Origin of the sequence: Psychrobacter sp. NPDC078631 (genome assembly GCF_050268165.1) — a bacterium.
GTDB lineage: Bacteria > Pseudomonadota > Gammaproteobacteria > Pseudomonadales > Moraxellaceae > Psychrobacter.
Genome location: NZ_JBNNGG010000001.1, coordinates 1,383,359 through 1,399,200 on the forward strand (window position 1 = coordinate 1,383,359; position 15,842 = coordinate 1,399,200).

Here is a 15,842-nt window from a genome sequence, read left to right on the forward strand (position 1 = left end):
TTGCGATAGAATAGTAAAGTTTACCAGTATGTAGATGTGTCTTAAGCGCCCACAAAACATGCTTTTATAATCATAACAAGCTGCTATAGTAATCAGCATTGAACCATTTTTACCTTTATCTCAAAGTATTGTCATTGATACAAAATATTAAAACAGTCATTTAAAATAAGGAAATCTCAAATGTCACAGTCTCTCGTCGATTATCAAGTTGCAGAGCACATTGCTACCATTACCTTTAACGATCCAAAAAGCTTAAACGCCTTTGGCACGCCCTTAAAAAACCAAGTCTTGATAGCGCTAGATAAAGCGGCTGCAGACGATCAGGTACGGGTGATTATTTTGCAAGGGGCTGGTGGTAATTTCTCCAGCGGCGGCGATATTAAAGAGATGTTGTCTGAAGGATTAGACAAGGATATTGTTTCAAACAAATTAAGAGGCATGGTAGAAGGCGCAGGCGAAGTCAGCTTAAAGTTACGTCATATCCATAAGCCGATTATTGCCAAATTAGAAGGTGCCGTGGCTGGTGCTGGCATGAACTTGGCGCTTACTTGTGACTTCCGAATTGCCGCAGACAATGCGAAGTTTGTACAAGCCTTCATCAATATCGGCCTAGTTCCAGATGCAGGTGGTATTTACTTATTAAACCAATTGGTTGGTGCAGCAAAAGCCACTGAGCTTGTAATGCTAGGTGATAAGTTAAAAGCCGAAGACATGGCGCGCTTAAATCTAGTGAACAACGTGGTTAGTGCTGACGAGCTAGAAGCCACCGTACAATCATTAGCGCTACGATTGAGCCAGTTGCCAGGCAAGGCATTGGCCGCTATGAAAGAGAGCTTCAACGTACACGCCTTCGCTGGTTTGAGCGCAGCGTTAGATACAGAAGTAGAGCAACAGACCGTAATGGCAAAAACTGATGACTTTATCGAAGGCGTTAGCGCCTTTATAGCGAAGCGTAAACCTGTATATCAAGGCAAATAACAAGATAAACAATGATGCCATAAAAAAAGGGCTGCCAATATGGTAGCCCTTTTTTTGTCAATATCTTTGATTAAGAAGCGGACGCGGGTTTAGAATGATGAGGTAAAGTAAATATCTTGTCAAAAATCAGAGTAAAGGTAAACGTATAAACTAAGAAAAATAGCAGTAGCGCTACTTCCATCGTAAAGGCTTTTACTAAACCAACATCGTACCAAATCATATATAGTGGCAAGCAGATCAACACCAGCCCACCTTCAAAACCAAAAGCATGAACACTGCGTATCCATAACGTGCGACGTACAATGCGCCTGCGACGTTCCCACGCTTCAAAAGCGGTATTATATATAAAGTTCCAAACGACGGCTGCTACCGACATCATTACGGCTATTGGTAAAGATTCTGATGCGTCACTGTGACTGAGTTTCATCAAGATAAGGGTAGATAAGATAATCGCGATAATTTCGAAAGCGGTCACATAAATTAAGCGACGTTTAAGCGGTGATAAGGTCATCAACCAAGACTCCAAAGCACCTGTATTTAAACAGCAAGGTGCATGTTAAAGTATCGGTCCGTCCCGAGTTAGAAAAGATAAATAAAGTGCAGAGCCACGGTTTCCGCCTGCCCCCATATTATACAAAAACCAGACTCAAAAATCAGTAAGGACATTTGTAAACAGGCGTAAGCCGCTTTATTAATCATTAGCGCCCGTTTTAGCCAGACTATTTTGCCGGTAGACCCCATTTATTGGTTTCAGGCTTGGTATCACTCGCTAGAAATACTAGCAATATAATAGAGCCTATCAGTGGCACTATCCCTATCAAAAACCACCATCCTGAGCGGCTAGTATCATGCAAGCGGCGGATAGTCACGGCAAGACCAGGCAGAAATAAACCAAGTGCCACTACTATGTAAAATAAACCTGTCTCTGAGCTGAATATTATTGCGTCTAGCAGCATTGCAACGATCATCACTCCCATTTGTACTAGAAAGAAATACCAATACTCTTTACGGCGAGCACGGCCAGAAAAATTCGTGTAATTTCTCATGCCCTTTTTAAACCAGTCAATGATGCCATAATTTGCTTCAGCACTATGATTATTAGCCACCGTAGATCTAGGCAATGGCGGCGGTGTCGCTTTATCAAGCTTGATATTATTTTCCATAGGGCTTTTTATCTCAGTCGTGAAAAGTAGAAATTGTCAGTGAAAATTATCAACCATTGGCTTTGATTATAGATACTCAATAAAAGTTTGTAAATGAATACTAGTTTTCTTACAGTCATCAATAAAAAACCCCGCATCATGACGATACGGGGTTATTCTATTATTAAAACTTAAAAACGTTTTGCTTAAGCTGCAACCAAAATTAGGTCAACTGAGCAACGTTAATCTTGTCTGCTTCTTCAGTATAGTCTTCCATACGATCGAAGTTCATGTATTGATAGACTTCATCACCCATGCTGTTTAGCATACCAGCATACTGCTGATACTCATCGTTAGTCGGCAATTTACCAAGTACCGCTGCGACTGCTGCAAGCTCTGCAGAAGCTAGGTATACGTTAGCGCCTTGACCTAGACGGTTCGGGAAGTTACGAGTTGAGGTCGATACCGCAGTAGATTTCGGTGCGATACGTGCTTGGTTACCCATACATAGTGAACAACCTGGCATTTCAGTACGAGCGCCGGCTTGTGCATAGATGTTGTAGTAACCTTCTTCCATCAACTGGCGTGCATCCATCTTGGTCGGTGGTGCAATCCATAGACGAGTCTTGAGGCTTCCTGCTGGTACGTCTTGTAGCAATTTACCTGCCGCACGGAAGTGACCGATGTTAGTCATACATGAACCAATGAATACTTCATCAATGGTATCGCCAGCCACGTCTGCCAAAGTCTTGGCATCATCTGGATCGTTCGGGCAGCAAAGGATCGGCTCTTTGATGTCTGACATATCAATAGTGATGTCGATCGCGTATTCAGCATCGTCATCAGCACGCATGAGGCTTGGGTTAGCCAACCACTCTTGCATTTGCTCAACACGGCGACTGATCGTACGTGCATCGCCATAGCCTTCACTGATCATCCACTTAAGCAGCGTGATGTTTGAGTTTAGGTACTCAGTCACTGACGCTTCAGACAAAGTGATGGTACAACCAGCAGCACTACGCTCAGCTGAGGCATCAGACAATTCAAATGCTTGCTCAGCGGTCAAATCTTCTAGACCTTCGATTTCAAGAATACGGCCGTTGAACTCGTTGATTTTACCTTTCTTATCAACGGTCAAGTAACCTTCTTTGATCGCTTGATAAGGGATCGCATGTACTAGGTCACGTAGGGTGATACCAGGCTGACGCTCACCAACAAAACGAACACGGACAGATTCAGGCATATCAAGTGGCATCACACCAGTTGCTGCTGCGAAAGCAACTAGACCAGAACCGGCTGGGAACGAGATACCCATTGGGAAACGAGTATGCGAATCACCACCAGTACCAACGGTATCTGGAAGTAGCATACGGTTCAACCATGAGTGAATGATACCATCACCTGGGCGTAAGCTGACGCCGCCACGGTTCATGATAAAGTCAGGTAGTGTGTGCTGAGTCTCAACGTCAACTGGCTTTGGATAAGCCGCCGTATGACAGAATGACTGCATGACGAGATCCGCTTGGAAACCCAAACACGCCAAGTCTTTTAGCTCATCACGCGTCATTGGGCCAGTCGTATCCTGAGAGCCGACAGTCGTCATCTTAGGCTCACAGTACATACCTGGACGTACGCCTTCTAGGCCACATGCTTTACCAACCATTTTCTGCGCTAGCGTAAAGCCTTTACCCGTATCGGCTGGCTCTTCTGGCTTAGCAAACACGTCTGAGTGACCAAGACCCATGTACTCACGCGCACGGTTGGTCAAACCACGACCAACGATCAATGGGATACGGCCGCCAGCACGAACTTCATCAAGCAATGTTGGTGAGTTTAGTGAGAACGTTGATAATACTTCATCAGAGTCATGCTTAGTGATTTTGCCTTCGTACGGATAGATGTCAAACACATCACCCATGTTTAGGTTATCAACGGCAACTTTTTCGATTGGCAATGCGCCAGAATCTTCCATTGTGTTGAAGAAGATAGGAGCGATATTGTTACCAAGCACTAGACCGCCGCCACGTTTGTTTGGCACGTTAGGGATATCTTCACCCATCAACCACAATACTGAGTTGGTTGCAGACTTACGGCTAGAACCAGTACCAACAACATCACCAACATAGGCTAGCGGATGGCCTTTTTCTTTAAGCGCTTCGATTTGCTTCATTGGGCCAACAACACCCTCTTCGTCAGCATTGATGCCGTCGCGAGAGTTTTTGTGCATGGCCAACGCGTGCAATGGGATATCAGGACGGCTCCATGCGTCTTGCGCAGGTGACAAGTCATCCGTGTTGGTCTCGCCAGTGACTTTGAACGTCGTGTAAGTGGTTTTCTTTGGTACTTCAGCACGGTTCAAGAACCATTCTGCGTCAGCCCAAGACTGAATCACTTCTTTAGCAATAGTGTTGCCAGCTTCTGCTTTTTCAGTCACATCATTGAACGCGTCAAATACTAGCAAAGTTTTCTTTAATGCTTCAGCAGCGTCTTGTGCAACTTCGCTATCATCTAGTGCAGCAACTAATGGCTGAACGTTGTAGCCACCTTGCATAGTGCCTAGAATTTCAACAGCTTTTTGCTTGCTGATAAGTGGTGATGATGTTTCACCCTTTAAGATAGCAGCCAAAAATGCCGCTTTAACGTATGCTGCTTGGTCAACACCAGCAGGAATACGGTTTTCTAATAAGTTCATCAAGAACGCATCTTCGCCTGCAGGCGGGTTCTTTAATAATTCAACCAACTCTACTACTTGTTTTTCATTTAGTGGTAGGGGTACAGTTCCTAGCTCAGCACGTTCTTCGACATGTTTACGATAAGCTTCTAACACAATAGTCGTCCTCGTCAGTTGGGGTGTAGCACATTACGTGGGTAGTCAGCATGACTGCCTGCGTCTATATACTATATGAAATAATTATCCGTGCAATCATAGCTTAAAACGCTTTAAATGTTAATGGCTCAGCCCTGAAAAGGCGCATAGTAAGGCCATATTGAACATTTATTATAAAAATAGTGCCATCAATAATATGATTGTAACGCTCATTATAACTGGCATTTGCCTGATTACGCTTATCAATCAGCGCTTGCTTTATGACTGAGCAGACACCATATGACTGATATACGCTTTTGTAAGAAACAACTTCGATAAAGTCTCGCTTAAAAAAATGTAGCAATATCGATATATTAGCAGCCGATTGATTAACAGTCGATTTGGTAAAGACATCTTGGTAAAACATTAAGGACGACGATATGACTGATAGCAATACGGACAACAATCCTAACTATGACAATGGTCTCAAGGTACGCACCGAGGTAATGGGTGAGCAGCATGTCAAACGCTCGCTTGATGCTGCCACAGGATTTACCCAACCACTGCAAGACTGGATTATCGAACACGCTTGGGGCAGCACTTGGCAAGATGACTCAGTATTACCGCGTAAGTATCGCTCATTAATCACTATTGCCTTTTTAATCGCCCAAAAAAGCCCAAACGAGTTGAAAGGACATATACGCGGTGCCATTAACAATGGGGCTAGTGTCGCCGAGATTAGAGAAGTGCTCATGCATAGCTTGCCGTACTGCGGTGCACCTGCTACTCAAGAAGCGTTTCGCGCCGCCATAGATATACTGAATGAGTTAGAAATCGATATAGATATTTAAAACTATGGTCGTCCGAGCAATCATAGTAATCTTAACAATATTGTTTAAAAATTGACGACCAAATTTCTGCTATAATATCTGCACTCATAAAACATTCTGATAATTCCATAAACCCTTATAATATAAAGGGTTAAGAGATAACTCCATTATGACAACTGCCGTACAAACACATGTACCTGCTGCTAAGGCCAAACCAAAAAAAGCCATCCAAGGCGAAAAGCTGCGTGGCTATGATAAAGTTGCCCGTATCCCAATTAAAGTGATCCCGACTGTCGAGGCAAAGAAAAAGCCTGATTGGATTCGGGTAAAAATGTCCTCGCCTGCTGAAGTCGCTCGTATCAAAGCAACCTTACGTGAGCAAAAGCTTTATACCGTCTGTGAAGAAGCAGCATGCCCTAACCTGCCACAGTGCTTCGCTGATGGTACAGCCACCTTTATGATCATGGGTGATATCTGTACGCGTCGCTGCCCATTCTGTGATGTAGGTCATGGTCGTCCTAATGAGCTAGACAAGGATGAGCCGCGTCATACCGCTGAGACGATTCAAGGTCTACAGCTTAAGTATGCCGTAATCACCTCTGTCGATCGCGATGACCTAAAAGACGGCGGTGCGGGACATTTTGTAGAAGTGCTAAACGAGTCAAGAGCGCTTAGCCCAAACTGCTTGATTGAAATCCTTGTACCAGATTTCCGTGGTCGTATGGATATCGCATTGGATTTATTGACAGAGACTGCACCAGATGTGTTTAACCACAATATCGAAACGGTGCCACGTCTATACAAAGCTTTCCGTCCAGGTTCTGACTATCAGCATTCGCTAGATTTGCTTAAGATTTATAAAGAGCGTCGTCCTGATATCGCCACTAAGTGCGGCTTTATGGTTGGTCTTGGCGAGACAGAAGAAGAGATCTATGCCCTACTCGATGATCTAAAAGCTCATGATGTAGATATGATCACTATCGGTCAGTATCTACAGCCTAGCAAAAACCATGCGCCTGTTGATCGTTATGTCCATCCAGACGAGTTCCAACGCTACATGGATTACGGTAAAAAGATTGGCTTCTTTAGCATTTGGGCAGGTCCAATGGTACGCTCAAGCTACTTTGCAGATCGTCAGTACTATGGCGAAGACTGCCCAGCACCTATCCGTAGCAAAAAAGCATTAGAAGCTGAAGGCAAACTTGGCTGCTAATTTAGCAAAAGTGATGTGAAAGTAATTGTGAAGAACAGCCGCCAAGACATCTAGAGAATATTAAAAAGGGTGAATAACAGATTTGTTATTCACCCTTTTTTTAGCTTTATTAGATTTACGAATGATTAAACCTAACGTTTTACACGGTTAAAGTTGGCGTTGGCTTTCCAGCTGTTTTTATATTGAATGCAGCAATACCGAGGACAATAATACCACCTGCGATACCAGTCGTAATCTCAGGATAAATCAATAATAAAGCGCCAATAGCTAAGATGATACGAGTCATCGTATTCATACTACCTCTAAAGTAACCTTCAAGTGCTGAGCTCAGTGCAATGACACCTGTTACCGAAGTCACTACCACTGTAATGATATCTACAATAGGTGGCAGCGGGAAATCTTTTGCCGTGACTGCTAGGCCAGTTGGATCTATCATCAACATCGTTGGATTATAGATAAACATGAACGGCACGATGAATCCTGCGAGAGCAAGTTTGAGGGACAAGAACCCTGTCTTCATCGGATCTCCACCGGATATCCCTGCACCCGCAAAGGCTGCGAGACACACAGGCGGTGTAATATTGGCAAAGATACCAAAATAGAAAACAAACATGTGCGCTGATAAGATTGGAATATCAAAACCGGCCAATGCTGGCGCAGCCATCGTTGCTGTGATGATATAGGCAGGAATAGAGGGTAGTCCCATGCCCAAAACCATTGATGCCAACATCGTTAAGATAAGCGTAAAGAACAATGATCCTGCACCTAACGTGACGATAGAGGATGTCATCACCGTACCAAAGCTGGTCAGACTCACAACCCCAATGATAATACCGACGACCGCACACGCTGCCATTACCGCTAGCGATTGGCGCGCACCATCTTCTAATGCACCCAAAATATCAGAAAAGCTCATGCGCGTTTCGGCACGTAGCATACTGATCACAACGGTGAAACCAATGGTATAAGCTGCTGCATATCCCACAGGTACGTTTCTGATTAATAAGAAAATCAAGAAGACAATCGGCAATAGCATGTGACCGCGGGCTTTCAATACTTCTTTGACCGCTGGTAGATTTTCTTTAGCAATACCTTTTAGATCGCGACGTCCAGCGCGGAAATGCACCTGCGCAATGACGCCTAAATAGTACAAGATCGCTGGTAATAATGCTGCTAAGGCAATCGTGCTATACGGTAAGCCTGTTGTCTCCGCCATAATAAAGGCACTGGCACCCATAATCGGTGGCAAAATCTGTCCACCAACCGAAGCACTGGCTTCAACTGCACCTGCGAAATCTTTGTGATAGCCGACCTTTTTCATCAACGGAATGGTAAAGGCACCCGTACTAACCACATTTGATAAAGCTGAGCCATTGATACTGCCCATAAAGCCACTAGAGATGACTGCTACTTTTGCAGGTCCGCCCTTTTTATGACCAGCGATGGCTAATGCCAAGTCATTAAATAACTGCCCCATTCCCGAACGTGCTAAGAACGCACCGAACAGAATGAACAAGAAGATAAAGGTGACCGATGCACCAATCGCAACAGAATATAGACCTTCTGTTTTTAAGAATAATTGACCAAAGATATCACCCATATCATAGGGGCGAGTCAAAAGCCTATCAGGCATAAAGTCTAGATGACTGACAAATGGATAGGCCAAAAATATGCCGGCCAAGATTGGCAAAATCCACCCAGTGATACGGCGGCTGCCTTCTAACACGCAAACTACCGTAATTAAGGAAAATATCACATCGACCTGATTGGCCATACCGCCACGCGAGGTGACGATGTCTTGATACTCATAAATGAGATAGCCCATACCGGATAGAGACAGGGCAAACCAAATCCAGTCATACCATGCCACTCGTTTGCGACTGCTTTTTTTGCTGGCTGGAAAAATTAGGAATATCAATGCAAAACCAACACCCACGTGTACAGAGCGCTGTAACAATGCTGGCATTGGATTAAAAGTGATATATAAATGAAACAGCGAATAGAGTATACAAATGCCAGCGATAAAATACTTCACTGGTCCTTGAGTGATATGACGCGTGATTGACTCTCGGTCATATTTTTCCAATACTGCTCGGTTGACCGCATCCGCCTCAGCATCGTTATCAACTTGCGCATCTGGCATGGTAGTCACACTACCTTGATCCGTCACTTGGGAGTTCATGACAAAAGTCCTTTTTAAATCTATCAATTAAATCATACGTCTTAGGCATGATCACCACTTCAGAATAGTCTGGCACCCACTGGTGAATCAAGAAACGATGACCACCATAATCCATTTCACCTTTGGTCAGTCTAGATACGACCCAATTAAGGCGAGGCAATTTTTCGTTGATTTGATAACCCAGATAGCCAGGCTTTTGTATAGGAGCGAGCATTTCGGTGGAGGGTGTCCCCGCACCGAACGCTTCAAAATAGGTCGTGGTCAGTAACAGCTCAGCACCTGCTGTACTGCTGCCGTCTATGCGTTGATACTGCTCTTCCCACCACTGTTTTTCTACAGAATGTATCCAACGTAGCTGAAAACCAGGCTCAGTGAAGTAACAAACCTTATCATCAGCACCATCTACGCCTGCGACTCGCACTTCAACGACAGACTGAAGCGTAAAGCCTAACCATAGCGTAAAAAAAACCAGCGCTGCAATAAATGCCGCGCCAGTTGATAACCATAATGAATTACTTGGCTGCTTGTTCGTCATAGTACTTTTTAGCTCCAGGATGGATTGGGGCTACCATGCCATCACGAGCGGTTTCTAGACTGATATCATTGGCCGCTTGGTGAGCTGTTTTTAGACCATCTAAATTATCGAACAATGCTTTGGTTAGTTTATAACCATCCGCTTCAGATAGGTCAGAGCTAACCAATAATGCATTCATAATTGCAGCAGTTGGTACGGCTGTTTCGTTGCCATAAGTACCAGCAGGAATCTCAAAGGTTTTGAAGTAAGGCTTGGTCGCAATGATTTCTTTTAGCTTGTCTTGGTTGATAGTGACAATCTGTAAATCTAAGCCTTGCTCTAGCTCCATCAAAGATGAGTTTGGTAGGCCACTACTAAAGAATGCCGCTTCGATCTTACCTGCTTTCATACCATCAGCAGCTTCAGCAAAGCCTAGATAATCAACGGTGACATCATCATACGTGATACCAAACCCTTCAAGTAAAGTACGGGCATTGACTTCTGTACCAGAACCTTGATCGCCTACCGCAATACGCTTGCCTCGTAAATCTTCAATGTTTTTGATACCAGATTTTTTCGAGGTCACGATTTGCACGACATTAGGGTACAAAACAGCAATCTGTTGAATGTTAGTGATTGGCTGCTCAAAGTTGTTTTTACCTTCGACAGCATCTGTCACTACGTCACTTAGTGCCAAGACCATGTCGACCTTGCCTTGGGTCAATAGATTGACGTTTTCGACTGATGCGCCAGTGGTTTGAGTTTTTGAGTTTACGCCAAAGGTTTTGACATAGACTTCAGACAATGAAGTACCAATGATGTTGTAAGGGCCAGACGCACCGCCAGTAGCGATGGTCAAAAACTTAGTATCAAGCTTATCTGCTGCAGTATCTGTTGCCGCGCTATCTGCAGATGCAGTATCACTGCCCTCTGAGCTTGGAGATGAGCATGCGGTTAGACCTAGCGCAGCACTCAACATAGCTGACAAAAGTAATGGGGATTTTAAAGAATTAAGCATTGAATTCATCCTTGAAGTGGTCGATTTTGTACGTTTAACAATATCCGTATTTATACATAAATACGTTACAGACGAGTAATAATATAGTAATTTTGTCGATAAATAAACCTTAGCTTACTTTCTCTTTTTCTTTCAATACCTTATATTTAAAGCTATTAGAGAAAATATAGGCCATTCATTAATTGAGCTAATATATACGTATGTTTTGCTATGCGAAACAAAGTTTCATTTAATAAATATTAAAACAAAATTTGTTGCTATTGTAAACCTTTATCGATATCTAAAAAATATTGTCATATCGCATTATTTCTTAGGAATTTTTAGATATAGCAAATTAATAAGAACTCTCGATTTATAACTATCTCGATTTATAACTATAAAGGCAAAAGTTCTGCTATATTTTGTCTAACCTATTTTTTGGTTAAGGATATTACATGGCACTAGTCTGTGCCTTTCTTTGATTAATCTACTCGGATAGTCCTTATGACAATACCTCACACGGAAGTACTGGCAACGTTATCTGCTGATATTGCTATCATCGGTGGCAGCGGCCTCTACCAAATGTCATCACTGACCAACAAACGCAGTATAACGATACAGACGCCTTATGGTAGTCCATCTGATGATATTGTCTTAGGTGAGCTTGATGGAGTGACCGTTGCGTTTTTGACACGGCATGGTCAGGGTCATAGACTGACCCCGTCCGAAGTGCCTTATCGAGCCAATATCTATGCGCTAAAAACGCTTGGGGTGCGCTACATCGTGTCCGTATCAGCAGTAGGCTCTCTACGAGAATCACTTAAACCACTAGATATGGTCATTCCAGATCAAATGATTGATATGACTAAGCAGCGAGTGAGTACTTTCTTTGGTGAGGGTGCCGTCGCTCATGTGTCGATGGCAGACCCACTATGCCCTGCCCTAGCAGACATCTTGACGCGCGCTTATGACCAAGCAGATATTATAGAAGGTAGCAGTCATTCTAAGGCAACTTATGTCTGTATCGAAGGGCCTCAATTCTCAACTCGGGCAGAGTCAGAATGGTATCGTCAGATGCAGGCAGATATCATTGGCATGACCAATATGCCAGAAGCCAAATTGGCACGTGAAGCCAGTATTGCTTATGCCACGTTAGCTCTGGTGACGGACTTCGACTGTTGGCATCCGACGGAAGAAGCCGTCAGTGCCGACTATGCGATACAAAACCTAATGAAAAATGCGGATAATGCTCAAAAAGTGATAAAGAAAGCCGTGGCTTTGATTGCTACCGAACTGCCTGAGTCAATCGCTCACAGTGCTCTTGCACAAGCATTGGTCACGCCTATAGATGCGATGGACGAGCATACCAAGATTAGACTGGCCGCCTTGCTAGCACAATCTTAATACGTACCTTCCATCTTTAACTGACTACTGCTAATCGGTCTAATTTTAATCGAGCTGACTTCAATCGAATCAAAAAAGGCCATTATCTAAAATAATGGCCTTTTTTATAATTTAGCATGTATATTTAAATTTATGCTAAGTACATCACTTTGATATCAGCAACAACCACCTGCACCAGATACCAGCATCATAGCCTGATTAAATGGTATTAACTCACCGCAACCTGCAAAAATACCGTAGTGACGACTGTCATCACCGATAAACTCAAAGTGCGGCGCAAAGCGAGACTCTTGCAGCATGCGAAACGTATTGCCACATACTGGAAATACCCGACCAGCTTCGATAGCATGATGCTTATCTAAATCAAACCGATGCGGGGACTGCTCGATAGTTCCTTTGTATATCACCGCTTGCCCGTGATCTTCACAAGCATCCTCAAGCGAGTCAATTTTAAATAAGCGGTAAGTTGCAGAGAAAAACTGAATAGCACCAATTTTAGTCGCCAAAGCAGGATCTGTAATCTCAAGTGGGCGATCTTCAACCAAACGTACGTCTAAGAATCCTGCATCTCGTGACAAACGGGTAAAATCCTTCCAATACAATGCGCCGCTCAAACATTCACCATATAAGACTGGGTCGTCAATTAAGTGTTGCGGGATACGGCGATCGGCATAGACGTCAGAAAAATAAAACTCCCCACCAGGTTTCAGCAAACGCTGTACACTGGCCATAACCGCGGCTTTATCTGGTGATAAATTGATAACGCAGTTTGAGACGATAATATCAAAGCTATCAGCCGCCAGATCTAACTCATCTAGTTTCTCGATATAGCCATGCAAAAATGTCACATTATTATAGCCAAACTTATCGACATGATAGGCTTGATGCTGTTTGGCAACAGTTAGCTGCTCATCGGTCATATCAACACCGACTACGTGGCCACTCTCGCCAACCAATTGTGCTAGTGCATAGACATCTCGACCTGAGCCACTGCCCAAATCTAAAATTCGGCAGCCTTCAAGCAGTGCTGGACACACCAGACCGCAGCCATAATAGCGATTCAATACTTCATCGTGAATATTCGCGAGTAACGGCTTGAGCCACTCAGGCATATTGCTGATATCACAACAAGCCGAAGTCTTTAAATCATCGGTACTCTGTAACTCTTTGCCATAGTAATTTTGCACGACGTCATGCATAACAATATCCTTATTGAATGTGCCATCCAGTTAAAAGTCTTAGTAAATCATCTTAGAATATGCAACTACATTAGTGAGTTTATTGACCTAGTTATCAATAATCCGCTATCAGCTATCAGTCGTTATCGACTTTGATGTTGAGTTGAGAGTCTGGCCAACCTGATGGCAAATGCTTTAGATCTTTAGGTTCATCAATATCATGTAAAGGGTCGAATAGTGCAAGTGTCCAGCCTAATGCCGCTATGCGCTGCTTGGTGACAGCAGCAACACTAGCTGTACTCCAAACAATGTCCGAAAACAGGCTTTCATCAACTCGCTTAAACCCTAACAACACATAACCACCATCAGTCGCTGGAATCATAACCGAATCGTGTTGATTTAGCTGCTGTACCGCTGTCTGAATACGTGCTGTCGTAAGACTAGGACAGTCCGTACCAATTAACACAACCTTGTCAAAATGTTGCAATGCGCGCTGACTGGCTATCAACATACGCAAACCCAAATCACCCTCGGCCTGCGTAGACCAACGCAATGAGTCAGGCAAATCAAATGCTTGCCAGCATGGATCTGTTGGTGCTGGACTCATACATAGCTCAACGGAAAAACCCGTATCAATAGTCTGCTCAATACTATGCAGTAATAGTTGCCTTGCCATACGTGCAGCGCCATCTACCCCTAGCGCTGGCTGTAAACGGGTCTTTGCCTTATTGGGCGCTGGATATTTTGCAAACAGAATGATGCAGGTATCTTGCTGTCTTGCAGATAAATCAGCTGTCACTATAACTGTCTCTCAATTGGCCAAATACACGAGGATGAACTCTTTCTTCTTTTGTCTATCATATTTATAAACCAAACAGCTTCACTAATTATAGTAGCGTTGCTTTAAAACATTAGGCGATACGCCTCGCCAATAATCAAAGCGCAAATGCCACATCAAGAAAATAGTCCGCCATGTACCATGTTGCTGCCAACGCCGCGCGGATGTTATGACTTTACTTTTTAGACAGGCTGGTCGAGCAATTTTCTTTAGACGTTTACACAGTTCGATATCTTCCATCAGTGGCTGATCAGGATAGCCACCAATCTGCTCGAACAAAGACTTTTTGATAAATATTGCTTGATCACCAGTGGCTATACCCATTAAGCGCGAGCGTTGATTTATCATTAATCCGACGATTTTTAACAATGGATTGTGGCTATCTAAATGGACATCAAAACGTCCCCAATCGTACTGAGCTACTGCCTGCTGAATATTATCTATCGCGTCAACTGGCAGCTCGGTATCAGCATGTAAAAATAGCAGTACATCACCTGTTGCTGACATAGCGCCCGCATTCATCTGCTGTGCACGTCCTACGGTAGATTCGATAATACGCCAATCAATAACTGATTGAGCAATCTCTGTACTTTTGAGCACACTGTCGGCGATAGCAACCGAACCATCCATTGAACCACCATCGACCAATATTACTTGCTGCGGTGCCGGAGCGAGACGGACAATATGAGCAATAAGCTCAGGCAAGTTATCCGCTTCATTTAATAATGGAATGATGATGGAAAGTTTCAATAGATATACCGTCACGTTAATCAGCGAGTAAGATTAAAAACTGGCTTATTTTTTATTCAAATTCCAGTTGTAATCGGTATAGCTGATTTTTATCTTGCCTTGTTTGAGATCCGCTGTCTGAGCTTTGCTCAATCCTAATGACGAGCTATAACGACCTAGAAACCCTGCTAAATCTTTTGTGCCACGCCAATTGGTTGCAAAATCTTCTTTATACCATTTAAAAATTGGTGACACTCTTAGCGTATCTCCTTTGAGACTGTTGCGGCTACTGTCTGCTAAAAATTTAGACGTTGCCTGCTCTAATTGACTGTCTAAACGCTTGCCAGTAAAGGCATCATCTTGCAATGCAGGGCAACCGATACTGGCACAATTGACCGCAAAGTGAATGCGCGGATCGTTGTAACGTTTAGAACCACGAATCAGGTTGTGCTCGATATCATCAAGTGAGCGCGTCTTACCAAGTAGCGAAACAAACTCTTGCTTCCATGGTGACCCAAACAGTCCGCCAATATCTTTGATAGATTTGACGTTTGGATATTTCGTCAATACCAAATCAACCGTACCAGCGTTATAAACGTTGATCAAAAATGCCAACTGCTCATTTTTACTCCAACGATTGAACTCTGATTGAGATACCTTGCTTGTCGCTTCCAGATAGCTTGTCAGTTTACTTTGATCTGCTTTCATGCCAGCATAATTGACCACTGAAGCCTTGCCACCGTTGGTCATAGTTACATGCTTATTTAGTAAGCTATCCCAGCTCTGATGGTTGAAGTCAGCATGAGCAGCCACGCTTGCTAATAAAATAGTCGTGGCAATCACTGGTTGGGCGAAAAACGTCTTCGCAGAAAAGTTAAATACTGACATAGGACTTACTCCGTTTACACTGATTGTTTTTTATCTAAATTTTTATGTATGCTAAAAGCACCTATGTTTAAAGTGCTTAGGCTTAAAGCTCCTATGTTTAAAGTGCTTAGGCTTAAAGCTCCTATATTTAAAGTGCTTATATT

Annotated in this window: 14 protein-coding genes; 4 read left to right on the forward strand and 10 right to left on the reverse strand. The window is 43.4% G+C overall.

Features of this window, described 5'->3' with window-relative positions:
• The first annotated feature begins 180 nt into the window (after nt 1–180).
• Nucleotides 181–978: an enoyl-CoA hydratase/isomerase family protein gene (locus ACQKCP_RS05490; protein ID WP_427611578.1), complete on the forward strand. Its 798-nt coding sequence runs from the start codon at nt 181–183 to the stop codon at nt 976–978.
• Nucleotides 979–1,048: 70 nt separating this feature from the next.
• Here ACQKCP_RS05490 and ACQKCP_RS05495 read toward each other — a convergent pair whose 3' ends face one another.
• The 3 genes from ACQKCP_RS05495 to acnB all read right to left on the reverse strand — a co-directional run bounded on the left by ACQKCP_RS05495 (nt 1,049) and on the right by acnB (nt 4,947).
• Nucleotides 1,049–1,489 carry a PACE efflux transporter gene (locus ACQKCP_RS05495; protein WP_427611579.1) on the reverse strand — a complete coding sequence of 147 codons (441 nt, stop codon included), beginning with the start codon at nt 1,487–1,489 and terminating at the stop codon, nt 1,049–1,051.
• A gap of 208 nt (nt 1,490–1,697) precedes the next feature.
• Nucleotides 1,698–2,141, reverse strand: coding sequence for a DUF805 domain-containing protein (locus ACQKCP_RS05500; RefSeq protein WP_427611580.1), 444 nt, complete (start codon nt 2,139–2,141; stop codon nt 1,698–1,700).
• Nucleotides 2,142–2,343: 202 nt separating this feature from the next.
• Nucleotides 2,344–4,947, reverse strand: a complete 2,604-nt coding sequence (gene acnB / locus ACQKCP_RS05505) for a bifunctional aconitate hydratase 2/2-methylisocitrate dehydratase (RefSeq protein WP_427611581.1) — start codon at nt 4,945–4,947, stop codon at nt 2,344–2,346.
• Nucleotides 4,948–5,366: 419 nt separating this feature from the next.
• On the opposite strand from acnB, the gene ACQKCP_RS05510 reads away from it, so the two are divergent.
• Both ACQKCP_RS05510 and lipA read left to right on the forward strand, forming a co-directional pair.
• Complete coding sequence (locus ACQKCP_RS05510; protein ID WP_057760859.1) at nt 5,367–5,777, forward strand: carboxymuconolactone decarboxylase family protein; 411 nt, start codon at nt 5,367–5,369, stop codon at nt 5,775–5,777.
• 148 nt (nt 5,778–5,925) lie between these two features.
• Entirely contained in the window at nt 5,926–6,969 is a 1,044-nt protein-coding gene (gene lipA / locus ACQKCP_RS05515; protein ID WP_057760861.1) for a lipoyl synthase, read from the forward strand.
• A gap of 139 nt (nt 6,970–7,108) precedes the next feature.
• Here lipA and ACQKCP_RS05520 read toward each other — a convergent pair whose 3' ends face one another.
• From ACQKCP_RS05520 to ACQKCP_RS05530, 3 genes are read right to left on the reverse strand one after another with little or no spacing between them, the layout of a single operon-like run.
• Entirely contained in the window at nt 7,109–9,112 is a 2,004-nt protein-coding gene (locus tag ACQKCP_RS05520) for a TRAP transporter permease (RefSeq protein ID WP_427611676.1), read from the reverse strand.
• Nucleotides 9,113–9,122: 10 nt separating this feature from the next.
• Complete coding sequence (locus tag ACQKCP_RS05525) at nt 9,123–9,686, reverse strand: DUF1850 domain-containing protein (RefSeq protein WP_427611582.1); 564 nt, start codon at nt 9,684–9,686, stop codon at nt 9,123–9,125.
• Complete coding sequence (locus tag ACQKCP_RS05530) at nt 9,664–10,683, reverse strand: TAXI family TRAP transporter solute-binding subunit (RefSeq protein WP_057760864.1); 1,020 nt, start codon at nt 10,681–10,683, stop codon at nt 9,664–9,666. The genes ACQKCP_RS05525 and ACQKCP_RS05530 overlap by 23 nt, the downstream gene beginning before the upstream one ends.
• 483 nt (nt 10,684–11,166) lie before the next feature.
• On the opposite strand from ACQKCP_RS05530, the gene mtnP reads away from it, so the two are divergent.
• The gene (gene mtnP / locus ACQKCP_RS05535) at nt 11,167–12,066 is read left to right on the forward strand and encodes an S-methyl-5'-thioadenosine phosphorylase (RefSeq protein WP_427611583.1); all 900 of its coding nucleotides are present in this window, start codon (nt 11,167–11,169) and stop codon (nt 12,064–12,066) included.
• 155 nt (nt 12,067–12,221) lie between these two features.
• On the opposite strand, the gene ACQKCP_RS05540 is transcribed toward mtnP, so the two are convergent.
• The 4 genes from ACQKCP_RS05540 to ACQKCP_RS05555 form a co-directional block, all read right to left on the reverse strand.
• Nucleotides 12,222–13,265, reverse strand: coding sequence for a methyltransferase domain-containing protein (locus tag ACQKCP_RS05540; RefSeq protein ID WP_427611584.1), 1,044 nt, complete (start codon nt 13,263–13,265; stop codon nt 12,222–12,224).
• Nucleotides 13,266–13,380: 115 nt separating this feature from the next.
• A complete protein-coding gene (locus ACQKCP_RS05545; RefSeq protein WP_427611585.1) occupies nt 13,381–14,043 on the reverse strand; it encodes a TIGR04282 family arsenosugar biosynthesis glycosyltransferase in 663 nt (220 codons plus the stop codon).
• 84 nt (nt 14,044–14,127) lie between these two features.
• Nucleotides 14,128–14,832: a TIGR04283 family arsenosugar biosynthesis glycosyltransferase gene (locus tag ACQKCP_RS05550; protein WP_427611586.1), complete on the reverse strand. Its 705-nt coding sequence runs from the start codon at nt 14,830–14,832 to the stop codon at nt 14,128–14,130.
• A 45-nt stretch (nt 14,833–14,877) separates the two neighbouring features.
• Nucleotides 14,878–15,699, reverse strand: a complete 822-nt coding sequence (locus tag ACQKCP_RS05555; protein ID WP_160020971.1) for a DUF547 domain-containing protein — start codon at nt 15,697–15,699, stop codon at nt 14,878–14,880.
• Nucleotides 15,700–15,842: the final 143 nt, after the last annotated feature.